The sequence below is a fragment of the Streptomyces sp. enrichment culture genome (genome assembly GCF_964273145.1).
Lineage (GTDB): Bacteria > Actinomycetota > Actinomycetes > Streptomycetales > Streptomycetaceae > Streptomyces.
In genome coordinates this window covers 2,673,505-2,689,020 of record NZ_OZ186873.1, presented here as the reverse complement: position 1 = coordinate 2,689,020, position 15,516 = coordinate 2,673,505, and the positions used below count along the sequence as shown (strand labels likewise).

General features: G+C 72.9%; 12 protein-coding genes. 3 read left to right on the top strand and 9 right to left on the bottom strand.

The features are described from left to right. Nucleotides 1-44: 44 nt before the first annotated feature. Entirely contained in the window at nucleotides 45-2,171 is a 2,127-nt protein-coding gene (locus ACSU6Z_RS12030; protein ID WP_437045121.1) for a PTS fructose transporter subunit IIABC, read from the top strand. Nucleotides 2,172-2,320: 149 nt separating this feature from the next. Here the strand turns inward: ACSU6Z_RS12030 and ACSU6Z_RS12025 are convergent, their stop codons facing one another. From ACSU6Z_RS12025 to ACSU6Z_RS12015, 3 genes are all read right to left on the bottom strand, one after another. Continuing rightward, nucleotides 2,321-3,082: a DUF6227 family protein gene (locus ACSU6Z_RS12025; RefSeq protein ID WP_437045119.1), complete on the bottom strand. Its 762-nt coding sequence runs from the start codon at nucleotides 3,080-3,082 to the stop codon at nucleotides 2,321-2,323. A 157-nt stretch (nucleotides 3,083-3,239) separates the two neighbouring features. Next, nucleotides 3,240-4,457, bottom strand: a complete 1,218-nt coding sequence (locus tag ACSU6Z_RS12020) for a L,D-transpeptidase (RefSeq protein ID WP_437045117.1) — start codon at nucleotides 4,455-4,457, stop codon at nucleotides 3,240-3,242. Between the two features lie 218 nt (nucleotides 4,458-4,675). Continuing rightward, the gene (locus tag ACSU6Z_RS12015) at nucleotides 4,676-5,737 is read right to left on the bottom strand and encodes a P1 family peptidase (protein WP_437045116.1); all 1,062 of its coding nucleotides are present in this window, start codon (nucleotides 5,735-5,737) and stop codon (nucleotides 4,676-4,678) included. Between the two features lie 194 nt (nucleotides 5,738-5,931). Here ACSU6Z_RS12015 and ACSU6Z_RS12010 point away from each other — a divergent pair, with 194 nt between their 5' ends. After that, nucleotides 5,932-6,108, top strand: a complete 177-nt coding sequence (locus ACSU6Z_RS12010; RefSeq protein ID WP_437045114.1) for a hypothetical protein — start codon at nucleotides 5,932-5,934, stop codon at nucleotides 6,106-6,108. A 46-nt stretch (nucleotides 6,109-6,154) separates the two neighbouring features. Here the strand turns inward: ACSU6Z_RS12010 and mscL are convergent, their stop codons facing one another. The 6 genes from mscL to ACSU6Z_RS11980 all read right to left on the bottom strand — a co-directional run bounded on the left by mscL (nucleotide 6,155) and on the right by ACSU6Z_RS11980 (nucleotide 12,307). Beyond that, complete coding sequence (mscL, locus tag ACSU6Z_RS12005) at nucleotides 6,155-6,646, bottom strand: large conductance mechanosensitive channel protein MscL (RefSeq protein ID WP_437045112.1); 492 nt, start codon at nucleotides 6,644-6,646, stop codon at nucleotides 6,155-6,157. 138 nt (nucleotides 6,647-6,784) lie between these two features. Then, a complete protein-coding gene (locus ACSU6Z_RS12000) occupies nucleotides 6,785-7,420 on the bottom strand; it encodes a hypothetical protein (protein WP_437045110.1) in 636 nt (211 codons plus the stop codon). A gap of 367 nt (nucleotides 7,421-7,787) precedes the next feature. Then, nucleotides 7,788-8,630 carry an S-methyl-5'-thioadenosine phosphorylase gene (locus ACSU6Z_RS11995; protein ID WP_437045108.1) on the bottom strand — a complete coding sequence of 281 codons (843 nt, stop codon included), beginning with the start codon at nucleotides 8,628-8,630 and terminating at the stop codon, nucleotides 7,788-7,790. Between the two features lie 115 nt (nucleotides 8,631-8,745). Further along, a complete protein-coding gene (locus ACSU6Z_RS11990) occupies nucleotides 8,746-9,036 on the bottom strand; it encodes an FmdB family zinc ribbon protein (protein WP_437045106.1) in 291 nt (96 codons plus the stop codon). A gap of 67 nt (nucleotides 9,037-9,103) precedes the next feature. Then, a complete protein-coding gene (locus ACSU6Z_RS11985; RefSeq protein WP_437045104.1) occupies nucleotides 9,104-10,441 on the bottom strand; it encodes an MFS transporter in 1,338 nt (445 codons plus the stop codon). 306 nt (nucleotides 10,442-10,747) lie between these two features. After that, a complete protein-coding gene (locus tag ACSU6Z_RS11980) occupies nucleotides 10,748-12,307 on the bottom strand; it encodes a potassium/proton antiporter (protein WP_437045102.1) in 1,560 nt (519 codons plus the stop codon). Between the two features lie 368 nt (nucleotides 12,308-12,675). Here ACSU6Z_RS11980 and ACSU6Z_RS11975 point away from each other — a divergent pair, with 368 nt between their 5' ends. Further along, nucleotides 12,676-15,516, top strand: coding sequence for a penicillin acylase family protein (locus tag ACSU6Z_RS11975; protein ID WP_437045100.1), 2,841 nt, complete (start codon nucleotides 12,676-12,678; stop codon nucleotides 15,514-15,516).

The window sequence follows — 15,516 nt, the reverse complement described above, 5'->3', positions numbered from 1 at the left end:
GCCCACCCCACGCCCCGGGCGATACGCGAGCGAAGGAGCCCGCGATGAGCGACATGATCACCGTGGACCTGGTCGACCTCGACCTGTCCGCCGACACCAAGGAAGCCGCGGCGCGCGCCCTCGCCGAGCGGATGGCGGCCCTGGGCCGGGTGACCGACCTGGACGGCTTCCTCGCCGACGTGGCCGCCCGCGAGGCGCAGATGCCGACCGGCCTCGACGGCGGTATCGGCATCCCGCACTGCCGCAGCGAGCACGTCACCGAGCCGACCCTCGCCTTCGGCCGCAGCGCCGACGGCATCGACTTCGGCGCGGCGGACGGCCCGGCCGACCTGATCTTCCTGATCGCCGCGCCGGCGGGCGCCGACGACGCCCACCTGACCATCCTGTCCGCCCTCGCCCGGCAGTTGATGAACGCCGAGTTCACGAGCGCGCTGCGGTCGGTGACGGACGCGCAGGCCGCGGCGGCGCTGATCCGCGGCGAGGAACCCCCGGCCGCCGCCCCCGCCACCTCCGCCGCCACTGCCGCCCCCGCCGCCACTGCCGGCACGGGCAGCACGGAGGGCACGGGCAGCACGGACGGCACTGACGGCACCACACCGCCGGAAGAGACGCCGAAGGAGACCCCGGGGGAGACCCCAGGGGGATCCTCGGACGGGGACCGGCGCCCGTTCCGTATCGTCGCCGTCACCTCCTGCCCCACCGGCATCGCCCACACCTACATGGCGGCCGAGGCGCTGGAGAACGCGGGCCGCGAGGCGGGCGTCGAGGTCACCGTCGAGACCCAGGGCTCGGCCGGCTTCACCCGGCTGGACCCGGCGCTGATCGAGGCCGCGGACGGCGTGATCTTCGCCCACGACGTGCCCGTGCGCGACAAGGGCCGCTTCGCCGGGAAACCGACCGTCGACACCGGCGTGAAGGCGGCCGTCAACCGTCCCGGCGAACTGATCGCCGAGGTACGCGAGAAGGCGGCCCGCGGAGAGACCACCTCCGCGTCCCCGGCCGCGACGCCCGTCGAACGCGCCGGCGAGCCGGACGAGGGCTACGGCACCAAGCTGCGCAAGTGGCTGATGAGCGGTGTCAGTTACATGGTCCCGTTCGTCGCCGCGGGCGGTCTGCTCATCGCCCTCGGCTTCGCGATCGGCGGCTACGAGATCAACAAGGCCCCGTCGGTGATGGACCACTTCGTGTGGACCCAGGCCGACAGCTGGGGCGCGCTGCTGTTCCAGATCGGCGGCGTGGCCTTCGGGTTCCTCGTCCCGGTCCTGGCCGGTTACATCGCCTACGGCATGGCCGACCGACCGGGCCTGGTCCCCGGCTTCGTCGGCGGCGCGATCGCGCTGAGCATCAACGCGGGCTTCCTCGGCGGCCTGGCGGCCGGTCTGATCTCCGGTGCCGTGGTGATGGCGATCCAGCGGGTGCGGATCCCGGCGGCGCTGCGCGGCATCATGCCGGTCGTGGTGATCCCGCTGATCTCCTCGGCCGTCGTCGGATTCCTGATGTTCGTCGTGATCGGCAAACCCATCGCCTCCGCGCAGAAGGCGATGACCGACTGGCTCGGCGGCCTGTCCGGCGCCAACGCGATCCTGCTCGGCGCCCTGCTCGGCCTGATGATGTGCTTCGACCTCGGCGGCCCGGTCAACAAGGTCGCCTACACCTTCGCCACCGCCGGTATCGCGGTCGCCGACCCCAGCGACTCCGCCATGAAGATCATGGCCGCGGCGATGGCGGCCGGCATGGTCCCGCCGCTGGCGATGGCCCTGGCGACGACCGTGCGCGGCAAGCTGTTCAACGCCGCCGAGCGGGAGAACGGCAAGGCCGCCTGGGTGTTGGGCGCCTCCTTCATCTCCGAGGGCGCGATCCCGTTCGCCGCGGCCGACCCGCTGCGGGTCATCCCGGCGTCCATGGCCGGCGGCGCGCTGACCGGCGCCCTGTCGATGGCCTTCGGCGCCACCCTGCGCGCCCCGCACGGCGGCGTTTTCGTGGTCCCGCTGATCGGCAACCCGCTGCTGTACCTGGTCGCCATCGCGGCGGGGGTCTGCGTCACCACCGCCGGGGTGATCGCCCTCAAGAGCCTGCGCGGACCGGTGCCGGGGGCGGGACAGCAGGGTCCCGGCACCGCCGCGGACACGCCGGCCGGGACCGGGACGGCGAAGCAGCCGGTGGCCGCGTAGCGGCAAGAGCCACCGCGGGCCGGCCGGGCCCCCCGTCCCCGGGGACCCGGCCGGCCCGCGTCATGTCCGCCCGGCCCCCGCCACCGCCATCCGGGCTGCGCCGTGTCCGCCCCGCCCGCGACCCGGCGCACCGGCGGCCCGCCCGCCGCTCAGGACACCTGCGCCGCCCGCCGCTCCATCGCCTCCCGGGCGGCCTCCTCGCTGACGTACACCTCGCACATGTGGCGGCCGTCGGGGGTCGCCGTGTGCTCGACCTCCCAGAGGGAGACCTCCTGTCCGTCACGGAGCAGGAACGCGTGCTCGTACAAGGAGAAGGACAGCCCGGCGCGCCCCGGCCCCGCGCGCCCCGCGGGGCCGGGGCGGCCGAACGCCTGGGTGATCCGGTGCGCGGACGCCTGCGCCAGCAGAGCGGCCGTCTCCGTGCCCGGCCGGTCGGGGTTCTCCGCGCGGCGCAGCAGCCGGCGCGCGTGGTCCGCCGAGTCGTCCGGCGTGTAGACGTGCCGCGGTCCGGGGACGGGGGGCAGCTGCACCAGTACCGGCAGCTCGAAGTCCGGGGTCTCCGGCGGCAGCGGCAGCCGGGCGGTGGCGGCCCGCAGCTCCTCCTCGTCGTCGTAGACCTCGGCCCGCGGCTCCCGGCCCGGCCCGGTGTTGTGGACGAGCTCCCAGAGCGTGAGCGCCGAGCCGTCGGCGAGCAGCCACGTGTGCCGGTACGTCTCCCGGTGCAGGCCCGCGCTGTGGTGCGCGGAGTGCAGCGAACCGTCGTACGCCAGCGCGCAGTCCAGCCGCCGTATCGTCTCGTCGGGCAGTTCGAACGAGTTCAGGGCACGGCCCAGAAGCCGCGCGAGATGCCCCTCCGGGGAATCGGGCGACTCGGATGGTTCGTACGGTGCCGTCTCGTACGGAACGCTCAAGGTCTCTCCCGGCGTTGCTGCATGTCACCTTGTGGGTGCATACCGTAGCCCCTCGGTCGGACAACGTGTCCGGGAACCGAGAAAACGTACGCATGGAAAACGCGGAGGCCGCGCGAAAAATTCCCGCGCGGCCTCACGGGTGGTCAAAAACCGCTCGTCACAGGGCGCTTCCGGTGATCCACTCGCTCCACGGCATGTTCCATCCGTTGAGCCCGTTGTCCGGTGCGACCGTCTCGTCGGGGGAGTTCTTCACGATCACCACGTCCCCGACGAGGGAGTTGTCGTAGAACCACTTGCCCGGCGTGTCGCCCTGTGCCCCCTGCACGTCCCGGAGTCCGACGCAGCCGTGGCTGGTGCCCTGCCGGCCGAAGGGCGGATTGCCGGGGTCGTACCAGTAGTTGCCGTGGAGGAAGGTGCCGGACCGGGTCAGGCGCATCGCGTGCGGCACGTCCGGGATGCTGTACTCGTCGCCGAAACCGACCGTCGAGCTGTCCATGTGCGTCTGCAAGGACTTCTCCGAGATCACCATCTGCCCGTTGTAGGTGGGGTTCTCGGCGCTGCCCGCCGAGATGGGGACGGTCCTGAGCGTCCTGCCGTCCCGCACCACCGTCATGGTCTGCGTCGCGGCGTCGACCGTGGAGACCTGCGAGCGGCCGACGGTGAAGGTGACCGTCTTCCTCTGCACCCCGTGGACGCCGTTCGCCCCTTCGACGCCGTCCAGATCGATCCTCATCGTGACCTTGGAGCCGGCCTTCCAGTACTCCTGGGGCCGGAAGTCCAGCCGCTGCGCCCCGAACCAGTGCCCGACCACCTTCTGCCCGCTGCTGGAAGTCACCGTGATGTGCGACTGGACGGCCTTCCGGTCGCTGATCGCCTTGTCGAACCTGAACGACACCGGCATCCCCACACCGACCGTCGTGCCGTCGTCCGGCGTGTAGGTGCCGACGAAGCTGTTGGCCGGGGTGACCGTGGTGAAGGTGGAGTCGGCCGCGGCGGTCCGCCCGTCCGCGTCCTTCGCGGTCGCCGTTATCTCGTACTCGGTCCCGCGTTCCAGCTGCTCCTTCGGCTTCCAGTTGCGGCCGTCCGCGGAGATCGTCCCCGGTACGGCGGCCCCCGTCCCCGCCACCGTCATCGTCACCTCGGTCAGCCTGCCGTCGTCCACCTCGACGCCGGTCGAGGTGATCGACGCGCCGGTCGAGCCGTCCTTCGCGGAGATGGTGATCCTCGCGGCGGAGGCCTTGGCGGAGCCCTCGCCGTTCCGGCCGTCGTGGTTGTCGGCCTCGGCGTCGCCACCGCAGGCCGTGAGGGTGAGGGCGCCGATCGTCAGGGCGGCGCAGGCCCCCAGTGCGCGACGCGCGGCGTACGGCGTTGTCACGGGCTTCTCCCCATTCACGTATGTCTGTTCCGCTTCCGTGCGTGGGAGAAGAGGGACCGTCGGACGGCCCGGTTCCCCCCGGCGGCCCCGGTCGCCGGCACGTGACAGAACCGGGACAATCGGCCGCCCGGACCGGGTGCCTGCCGTCCGGTCACCCACCCGTCACCCGTCGTCCGTCACCCGTCACCGGGCGTCCGTCACCCGTCACCGGGCGTCCGTCACCCGTCACCGGGCGTCCGCTCGGGCCGGTGGCCGCCGTACAACTCCCCGTACGACGGCCAGGCCCCACCGGGCCCGTCCACCGGCTCCGCGGCCCGTACCGCGCGCACGATCGCCCGCGTCACCACGTCCGCGCCCGCCGCCAGGACCTCGTTCGGCGCGAGCGGCTGCGCGGGGTCCACCGGGCGCCCACCGGTCGCTAGGGCGAACACCGTGTCCCCGTCGTTGAGCAGATGCGCCGGCCGTACGGCGCGCGCGATGCCGTCGTGGGCCGTGCCGGCCAGCTTCTGCGCCTGCGCCTTGGACAGGTCCGCGTCGGTGGCGACCACGGCGAGCGTGGTGTTCAGCGGGGGCGGCGCGTTCCGCTCCGCCGCCTCGGCCAGACGCCGCCGCGCGGCCCGGTGGACGCCGGCCTCCGGGTGGTCCACCGGCCGGCCCTGGAACAACTCCCCGTACAGCACCCCCGTCTCCGGATCCAGCACCGATCCCGCCGCGTTGACCACCACCAGCGCCGCCACCGTGATCCCCGAGGGCAGCACGGTGCTCGCGGTGCCGACCCCGCCCTTCAGCAGCCCGGCCACAGCGCCCGTGCCCGCGCCCACGCAGCCCTGGGCCACCGGCGCGCCCGGTGCGCTCGCCGCGGCGGCCTCGACCGCGGCCCGCCCGGCCGCCGCGTCGGGCCTGGCCTTGAAGTCGCCGCCGCGCCCCAGGTCGAAGAGACAGGCGGCGGGCACCACCGGCACCACGTGCGCCGGGTCCGGCCCGACCCGCACCCCGCGCCCCCGTTCCTCCAGCCAGGCCATCACCCCGGCCGCCGCGTCGAGCCCGTACGCACTGCCGCCGGTCAGCACCACGGCATCCACCGTCCGCACGACGTTGCGCGGGTCGAGGGCGTCGGTCTCCTTGGTGCCGGGCCCGCCGCCCCGCACGTCCACGGCGGCGACCACCCCGCCCGGTGGCGCGAGGACGACCGTCGTGCCCGTCAGCCACCCGCCGCCGGTGCGCGTCGCGTGTCCCACCCGCAGCCCGGCCACGTCCGTCAAGGCGTCTTCTGCTGTCATGCCGCCAGTGTGTCCGGCCACCGGGGCCCGACAGGCGGAGCACCGACGGTGTCACCCGGCCCCGCCCCACCCTGCTGCACTCCGCCCCGCCCCTCCTGTATCCCGCCTCCGCCCGCGCCCGCGGCGCCCGTCCCCGTGGCCGCGGTCCGCGGCACACCGCCGGGGGAGCGCGGCCGGGGCCGTACCCTGGGGGCATGAGCACCGCCCCCGAGCCCGAGCCGCGCGCCCCGAAGGCCGCGCTGATCTTCGACGACCCGCTGGACCAGCAGTCCTCGGACGACACCGACCGCGGGTGGGGCGAGCGGGCCGACGGCGAGAGCGCGGGCGACCTGAAGCGTTTCCTCGACGAGAAGCCGCCGCACCACCTGTGAGCCGTGCGGGCCGCGGACGCCGCGCCCCGCACCGCCGCCTCCCCTGCTACTGCTGCCGCTCCGGCCGGCTCTGTCCCGGCCCTCCCGGGTTCCCCTGCGCCACCAACGCGTCGCGGATCTCCTTGAGCACCTCCAGCTCGGTGACCTCCACGACCTCCTTCGCGCCCTCCTTGGCCCTCCTGCGGGCCTCCTGCCGGGCCAGGAACTTCGACATGGGCAGCACCATCAGGAAGTAGACGACGGCCGCGGTGATCAGGAAGGTGAGGGTGGCGCCGAGGACCGAGCCCCACAGGATCCGGACGCCCGTGGCGGTGTCCCCGGTGCCGGTGCACGGGCCTTTGAGACAGGAGCTGTAGCCGTCCAGGTTCTTGGTGCCGAACGCGCCGACCAGCGGGTTGATGATTCCCTTCACCACGGAGTTCACGATGTTGGTGAAGGCGGCACCGATGACCACCGCCACCGCCAGGTCGACGACGTTCCCGCGCATCAGGAAGGCCTTGAAGCCCTGCCAGACGCCCGGTTCCTTCTTCTCGCTCACCTCGGGGGATCTCCTCGCACGCACAGGGTGTGGAACAAAACGCTCCGCAACCTACGTGAGCGTTGGGCGGTCCTGTCCAATCCGTCTCCTCGCCCAAGGGCCTTGACCGCAGGCGGCGAAGGAAGGCGAGGACGCGGCTCACCACAGGGTCACCGCCAGCCGTGCCGTGACGCCCGCCCCGGCGAGGCGGGTCGCGGCGGCGCGCGGCACCGAGAGCACGACCAGCGCCCCGCTGTCCTGCGGGCCGTCGGCCGCCTCCGGCACCTTCGTCACCCGCGCTTCGCGGGCGACGACCCGTGCCCCACCGCCGGCCGCGGTGTCCTCGGCGGCGATGACGTCGACCCGGTCGCCCGGCCGCAGCAGCCGGGCCGTCGCCGCGTCGGCGATCCGCACCGGCACCGTCACGGTGCCGACGGCACCGTGCGGTCGTACGGGACGCTCCCGCGCGGGCGCCGTGGCCGGCTGCGCGTGGGCGGGGCGGGACGCCTGCCCCTGCGGATGCCCGCGGGCCCGGTCGGCGTCCCGCGGCCCGGCCGCCACCAGGGCCGCCGCGGTCACGGCGAGGCAGGCGGCCACGGCCCGCCCGCGGTGCCGTACCAGCCGGTGCAGCGGATACCTCCCGCCGCGTACCCGCACGGGGTCGAACCGCGGCACCTCGCGGGTGGGCGGGGCGTCGGCGCCGAGCGGGTACGGAGCAGCGGAGGAAGAGGCGGGAAGGAGGGACGAGAAGGACGAGGGAGACGGGGAGGACGGGGAGGAGTGGGCGAAGGGCACGGGAACCACCACCTGCGACGAGGGACCGGCTGGCGCCCTCCACGATGGGGTCTCGCGCCACCGTCCGCCGGAACCCGTGTGCTACCGGCCGGTTGTGGACAACTCCCTCACCCGAACGAGCAGTTCCATGGCGGCCCGCCGACGTCCGCCGGCCCGCCGGTGTCCGCCGGTCCGCCGGTGTCCGCCCGCGTTCACCGGTCCGCCCGCATCCGCCCCGTCCGGGTTCGCTCGTCGGCCCGCCCGTGTGCGTCCCCCGCCCGTATCCGTTCGCGCTCGCCGGTCCGCCGGTCCGCCGGTCCGCCGGTCCGCCCGTGTCCGTCCGCGCCCGTCCGCGCCCGTCCGCGCCCGTCCGTTCGCACCCGCCCGTCTACGGCAGGGCGATCCCCGGGTCCATCCCGCCCAGCGCCGTCGAGCACGGGCAGTCCCGCTCCCCGGCCGCCGGCAGGGCGGCCACCGCGTCGAACAGCACGCCCCGCAGCCGGTCGACGTTGGCCGCGAACACCCGCAGCACCTCGTCGTGCGAGACCCCTTCGCCGGTCTCGGCGCCGGCGTCGAGGTCGGTGACGAGGGTCAGGGAGGTGTAGCACAGCTCCAGTTCGCGGGCGAGGGCCGCCTCGGGATGGCCGGTCATGCCCACCACCGACCAGCCCTGCGCCTGGTGCCAGAGGGATTCGGCGCGGGTCGAGAAGCGCGGTCCCTCGACCACGACCAGCGTGCCGCCGTCCACCGGCTCCCAGTCCCGGTCCCGGGCCGCCTTCAGCGCGGCGGCCCGCCCGGTGGGGCAGTACGGGTCGGCCAGCGACACGTGCACCACGTTCGGCACGGTGCCGTCGGGCAGCGGCAGTCCGTCGAAGTAGGTCGAGACCCGGGACTTCGTACGGTCGACGAACTGGTCCGGCACCAGCAGCGTGCCCGGCCCGTACTCGGGGCGCAGGCCGCCGACCGCGCAGGGGCCGAGGACCTGGCGCACACCGGCGGACCTGAGCGCCCACAGGTTGGCCCGGTAGTTGATCCGGTGCGGCGGCAGGTGGTGGCCGCGTCCGTGCCGGGGCAGGAAGGCGACCCGCCGGCCGGCGACCTCGCCGAGGAAGAGGGAGTCACTGGGGGACCCGTACGGGGTGTCCACCTGGACTTCGGTCACGTCGTCGAGGAACGAGTAGAAACCGGACCCGCCGATCACGCCGATCTCGGCGTTCAGGTTGTTCGCCATGCCCGCACCCTAGCCGCCGCCCCGAACGCGCCGGTCCCCGCCGCCGGGAAACGCCGGGGACCCCGTCGCCGTCGGCGACAGGGTCCTGTGGAAGCGCGTGGGAAGCCGGGCGGCCTCAGGCGGCGGTGCTGCCGGCCGAGCTGCCGGTGCTCGACGACCCGGAGTCCGAGGACGCCGAGGAGGACGAGGAGGACGACTTCGACGCCGCCGGCGAGCTGCTCGACGAGGAGCCGCGGCTGTCGTTCCGGTAGAAGCCGGAGCCCTTGAAGACGATGCCGACCGCCGAGAACACCTTCTTCAGGCGGCCCTTGCAGCTCGGGCACTCGGTCAGGGCGTCGTCGGTGAACTTCTGCACCGCCTCGAGGCCCTCGCCGCACTCGGTGCACTGGTACTGGTAGGTCGGCACTGTCTTCCTCCTGGCACTCTCACTCAATGAGTGCTAACGACGATCCATAGTGACGTATTCCGCGAGATCAGTCCACTGCGGCGGGGGTGCGGTGACCGACACCACGTGCGGCGGCGCGGTCGTGGGGGCGTGCCGCCAGGCGGGACCGCAGTGCCAGCAGGGTCACCAGGGCCAGCACCGTGCCGCCCATCGGGACCAGGAACCCGGCGCCGCCCCAGAAGCGGTCCTCCAGCTGCCCGGAGACCGTCACGGCGGCGGCCTGGCCGAGCGCCACCGCGCCCGTCAGCCAGGTGAACGCCTCGGTCCGGGCACCGGCCGGGACCAGGCCCTCGACCAGCGTGTAACCGGTGATCAGGGCGGGCGCGATGCACATGCCGACCAGCAGGCCGAGACCGGCGAGGACGAGCACCGAGTGCGCGGCCCACAGGCCGGACGCGGTCAGCGCGAGGGCGGTGTAGCCGACGAGCAGGCGGCGCTGGGGGGACACCTTCCAGGCGATGGCGCCGCAGACGACGCCGGAGAGCATGTTGCCCGCGGCGAAGATGCCGTACAGGACGCCGTTCAGGCCGGGCTCGCCGATCGACTCGGTGAACGCGGCGAGCGAGACCTGCATGCCGCCGAAGACGGAGCCGATGCCCAGGAAGGTCACGATCAGCACGCGCACCCCGGGGACGCGCAGCGCGGAGGCGTGCTCCACGCGCGCGTGTCCGCCGCCGTCGGCGCCGACCGGCGGCTGGGTGCTCCTCTGCGCGGCGAACAGCAGGCCGCCGACCAGGGTCAGCGCGGCCTCCGTGACCAGGCCGGCGGCCGGGTCCACGGCCGTGCACAGGGCGGTGGCCAGCAGCGGGCCGACGACGAAGGTCAGCTCGTCGGTGACGGACTCGAAGGCCGCCGCGGTGGTCATGAGGGGGGAGCCCTTGAGCTTCACGCCCCAGCGGGCGCGCACCATGGGCCCGATCTGCGGCACCGAGGCGCCCGTGGGCACGGCCGCCGCGAACAGGGCCCACAGGGGCGCGTCCGCGAGGGCGAGCGCGGTCAGGGCCAGGCCCGACACCGCGTGCACCAGCACGCCGGGGAGCAGGACGGCGCGCTGCCCGTAACGGTCGGCGAGCCGGCCGCTGTAGGGGGCGAACACCGCCATGGAGACGCCGGTGACGGCCGCCGCGGCGCCCGCCGCGCCGTAGGAACCGGTCGTGTGCTGCACCAGCAGCACGATGGAGAGCGTCAGCATCGCGAACGGCTGGCGTGCCGCGAAGCCGGGCAGCAGGAACGTCCAGGCGCCGCGGGTGCGCAGCAGCTGCCCGTACCCCGGGCGGGAGGGGGCTGCCGAGGTCTCCGGCCGCCCGGCGTCCATCGAGTTCTGCGAGTCCATCGAGTTCTTCGACGTGGTGACCGTGGATCCCACGGCCGTGCCTTTCCGCCGCCTGGTAGCGCGGCCCCTCGAAGCGGGGCGCGGGCGCCGAGAGCTGTCCTCTTGCGCGGACTGCGGTAGATACCGGCGCCCGTCGCGGAAGGGGGCGTTCCGGCCGCCATACGGTCGCGCCAGCTCTGCGTCAGGCAGAGTTGGTTCGATCAGGTGACGCCTTCATACTACAGAGGCCACGGGCGGCGCCTCCTGTGAAAGCGAGCACTCCGCACGTCTCCACCTGCGATTACCGCCCTCACGGAGATTCCCCGCGCCCACCGCCTCCGCGAGGGCCCGTCCCCGCTCTCACCGCCCCCCGCGTGGGTCGTCCCCGCCCGCCGTGCCCAGCCATCCGGCGAGCTTGCCGCCCCGGGTGACGGCCCGCAGCCGCTTCTCGGCGGCGTCCCGCACCGGGTCGGTGGCGACCACGAGCAGTTCGTCCCCGTGCCGCAGCACCGTCGTGGGCAGCGGCACGAACGACGTGCCCTCGCGCACGACGAGGGTGACGGCCGCCCCGGCCGGCAGCCGCAGCTCGTTGATCTCGACGCCGTGCATGCGCGACCCCGCGGGGACCGTCACGGACAGCAGGTGCCCGCGCAGCCGCTCCAGCGGCGCCGACTCGATGCCGAGGTCGGCGGCCTCCGAGGCGTCGCCCAGGTGGAGCCTGCGGGCCAGCCACGGCAGCGTCGGCCCCTGGATCAGGGTGTAGACGACGACCAGGACGAAGACGATGTTGAAGATCCGGCGGCTGCCCGCGACGCCCTCCACCATGGGGATGGTCGCCAGGATGATGGGCACCGCGCCGCGCAGCCCCGCCCAGGACATCAGCGCCTGCTCCTGCCAGGGCACCCGGAACGGCAGCAGGCACGCCACGACGCTCAGCGGACGGGCCACCACGGTCAGCACCAGCCCGATGAGGAGGGCGGGCAGGATGTCGTCGCCCAGTTCGCTCGGGGTGACCAGCAGGCCGAGCAGGACGAACATGCCGATCTGCGCCAGCCAGCCGAGTCCTTCGGCGAACCCGCGCGTGGCGGGCCAGTGCGGGAGCCGCGCGTTGCCCATGACCATCGAGGCGAGGTAGACGGCCAGGAAGCCGCTGCCGTGGGCGAGGGCGCCCGCCGCGTACGCCGTGACCGCGATCGCCATGACCGCGATCGGGTACAGGCCGGAGGCGGGCAGGGCCACGTGCCGCAGGCCCCAGGCGCCCAGCCAGCCCACCGCGAGGCCGAGGGCCGCGCCGATGGCCAGCTCCATCGCTATTACGCCCAGCAGCACGTACCAGTGCTCCACCGGCCCGGTGGTGGAGAAGGAGACGACGAGGATGACCACGGGGGCGTCGTTGAAGCCGGACTCGGCCTCCAGCGTGCCCGTCACGCGCGCGGGCAGGGGGATGCGGCGCAGCACCGAGAAGACGGCCGCCGCGTCCGTGGAGGACACCACCGCCCCGATGATCAGTGCCTGCCGCCATTCCAGTCCGACCAGGTAGTGGGCGGCCGCGGCCGTCACCCCGACGCTCACCGTGACCCCGGCCAGTGCCAGCGCGGAGGCGGCCGGCAGGGCCGGCCGGATCTCCCTCCACTTCGTGCCCAGGCCGCCCTCGGCCAGGATCACGACCAGGGCCGCGTAGCCGATGACCTGGGTCAGCTCGGCGTTGTCGAAGTGGATGCCGCCGATGCCGTCCTGGCCCATGGCGATGCCGATGGCCAGGTAGACGAGCAGGCTGGGCAGCCCGCTGCGCGAGGAGATCCGCACCGCCGCGACGGCGACGAGCAGGACGAGCGAGCAGACGAGCAGGAGCTGGTTGAGGTGGTGGACAGTCAGCGGCCGTTCCCTTCCCTGGTGTACGCCCCGGTGTACCCGCGCCACGCACGCGTGTGCCCGCCGGTCGCGCGCGGGAGGCGCGCGGTTCGCGCGGGGCGGCGTACGTGGTGCCGGCGAGTGGTGGACGTGGTGCGGGCGAGTGGTGGACGTGTGAGGCGGGCACGGGCGCCCGGCGACGCCACACCACACCTCTCCATGGCACACGGAGTCACCGCATCCGTGGCCGACTACTTCGTTACCTTACCTAACTCTTGACGATTTCTTGACGCTTGCCTTGGCAAGATCGAACGTCCGTCCGCGCCGGTTCCCGACTCCGCGTCAAGGGGCGGCGGGCCCTGCGCCTATGGTTGCTCCAGCGCTCAGTCAGAATTTCAGCCCGACCTGCCGCTCGTGTTAGGACAGCAAGGACAGCGATGCCCCCCACCAACACCGCCTCTTCGGGTAAGCCGCCCGGCAAGTCCGGCAGGAAGAAGGGGCGCAAGGCCCGACTGATCATCCTCCTGCTGGTGCTGGCCATCATCGGTGGCCTCGCCTACGGGGCCTACTGGTCGATCAGCACCGTCCGCGCCTCCTTCCCGCAGACCAAGGGCTCGATCACGCTGGAGGGCCTGTCGGGCCCCGTCGACGTCAAGCGAGACGGCTACGGCATCCCGCAGGTCTACGCCTCCTCCGACGAGGACCTGTTCATGGCGCAGGGCTACGTCCAGGCGCAGGACCGGTTCTACGAGATGGACGTGCGCCGCCACATGACGGCCGGGCGCCTGTCGGAGATGTTCGGCGAGGGCCAGGTCGACAACGACGAGTTCCTGCGCACGCTGGGCTGGCACCGGATCGCGAAGGAGGAGTACGACACCAAGCTGTCGGACTCCACCAAGAAGTACCTCCAGGCCTACGCCAAGGGGGTCAACGCGTACCTGGCGGGCAAGGACGGCAAGGACATCTCCCTGGAGTACGCCGCCCTCGGGCTCACCCACGACTACAAGCCCGAGAAGTGGACGCCGGTCGACTCGGTCGCCTGGCTGAAGGCGATGGCGTGGGATCTGCGCGGCAACATGCAGGACGAGATCGACCGCGCCCTGATGACCAGCCGCCTCGGCCCGAAGCAGATCGCCGACCTGTATCCGCGGTACCCCTACAGCCGCAACAAGGCGATCGTCCAGGAGGGCCGGTACGACGAGCTCACCGAGACGTTCGGGTCCGGCGGCGGCTCCTCGTCCGGCGCCTCCGCGGGCGGCACGGGCCTGTCCGGGTCGGCCGGCACCGGAACCGGCGCCCCGGGTACCACCGGCACGGGGACCGGCACCGGCACCGGCACGGGGATCGGCACGGGTACGGCCGGCGCCTCCGGTGCCTCCGCCCTGCGGAGCCAGCTGTCCGGCCTCCAGGACGTCCTGGACGACCTGCCCACCGCCGTCGGCGTGAACGGCAACGGCATCGGCTCCAACTCCTGGGTGATCGGCGGCGAGCACACCATCACCGGCAAGCCGCTGCTGGCCAACGACCCGCACCTGGCGCCGTCGCTGCCCTCGGTCTGGTACCAGATGGGCCTGCACTGCCGCAGCGTCTCCGCCAAGTGCCAGTACGACGTCGCCGGCTACACCTTCGCGGGCATGCCGGGCGTGGTGATCGGCCACAACCAGGACATCGCCTGGGGGCTGACCAACTCCGGCGTCGACGTCTCCGACCTGTACCTGGAGAAGATCACCGGCAACGGCTACCAGCTCGACGGCAAGGTGGTGCCGTTCGAGACGCGCGAGGAGACCATCAAGGTCGCCGGCGGCGCCTCCAAGAAGATCGTGGTGCGGGAGACCGACAACGGCCCCCTGCTGTCCGACCGCGACGACGAGCTGGTGAAGGTCGGCAAGAAGGCCACCGTCGACACCGCCGCCCCCGACCGCGGCGACGGCTACGGCGTCGCCCTGCGCTGGACCGCGCTGGAGCCCGGCCGGACCATGGACTCCGTCTTCGCCATGAACCGGGCGAAGGACTGGCAGGACTTCCGCGAGGCGGCCACGCTGTTCGAGGTGCCCTCGCAGAACCTGATCTACGCCGACACCGACAACCACATCGGCTACACCCTGCCCGGGAAGATCCCCACGCGCGCGGAGGGGCACGACGGCTCCGTCCCCGCGCCGGGCTGGGACTCGAAGTACCGCTGGACCGGCTACATCGACCAGGACGAGCTGCCCTACGAGTACGACCCGGAGCGCGGCTACATCGTCACCGCCAACCAGGCCGTCGTCGACCAGGACGAGTACCCCCACACGCTCACCACGGACTGGGGCTACGGCACCCGCAGCCAGCGGATCACCGACCTGATCCAGCAGAAGATCGACGACGGCGGCAAGATCTCCACCGACGACATGCGGCAGATGCAGCTGGACAACAGCAGCGAGATCGCCAAGCTGCTCGTGCCGAAGCTGCTGAAGATCGACACGGGGGACAAGGAGGTCCGCCAGGCGCAGAAGCTGCTGGAGGGCTGGGACTACACCCAGGACGCCGACTCGGCCGCCGCCGCCTACTTCAACGCGGTCTGGCGCAACGTCCTCAAGCTGGCCTTCGGCAACAAGCTGCCCAAGGAGCTGCGCGTCAAGGGTCAGTGCCTGTGGGTGGAGACGGTGAACACCACCGGGCCCGCCGACGAGACCACGAAGGTCCGCGAGTGCGGCCAGCGCGACGCCGCGCAGGCGCAGCCCGACGGCGGCGACCGCTGGTTCGAGGTGGTCCGCACCCTGATGGACGACCCGGACAACGACTGGTGGACGACGCCGAAGTCGGGCACCCGCCCCGGCGCCGACAACCGTGACGAGCTGTTCAAGCGCGCCATGATCGACGCCCGCTGGGAGCTGACCGCCAAGCTCGGCAAGGACATCGACACCTGGAGCTGGGGCCGGCTGCACGGCCTGTTCCTGAGGAACCAGACCCTGGGCACCGAGGGCCCCGGCTTCCTCCAGTACGCCCTCAACCGCGGCCCCTGGAAGCTCGGCGGCGGCGAGGCGGCCGTCAACGCCACCGGCTGGAACGCGGCCGGCGGCTACGAGGTGGTGTGGGTGCCGTCCATGCGGATGGTGGTCAACCTCGGCGACCTCGACAAGTCCCGCTGGATCAACCTCACCGGCGCCTCCGGACACGCCTACAGCGCCCACTACACCGACCAGACGAGCAAGTGGGTCAAGGGCGAACTGCTGACGTGGTCCTTCTCGGACAAGGCGGTCGACGGCAGCACGAGCGACACGCTGGTGCTCAAGCCCTGA

Bases quoted from the DNA above. Each gene is read 5' to 3' on its own strand.
- ACSU6Z_RS12030 (WP_437045121.1), top strand. From the start codon at position 45: ATGAGCGACATGATCACCGTGGACCTGGTCGACCTCGACCTGTCCGCC.
- ACSU6Z_RS12015 (WP_437045116.1), bottom strand. From the start codon at position 5,737: ATGACAGCAGAAGACGCCTTGACGGACGTGGCCGGGCTGCGGGTGGGA.
- ACSU6Z_RS12010 (WP_437045114.1), top strand. From the start codon at position 5,932: ATGAGCACCGCCCCCGAGCCCGAGCCGCGCGCCCCGAAGGCCGCGCTG.
- ACSU6Z_RS11995 (WP_437045108.1), bottom strand. From the start codon at position 8,630: ATGGCGAACAACCTGAACGCCGAGATCGGCGTGATCGGCGGGTCCGGT.
- ACSU6Z_RS11975 (WP_437045100.1), top strand. From the start codon at position 12,676: ATGCCCCCCACCAACACCGCCTCTTCGGGTAAGCCGCCCGGCAAGTCC.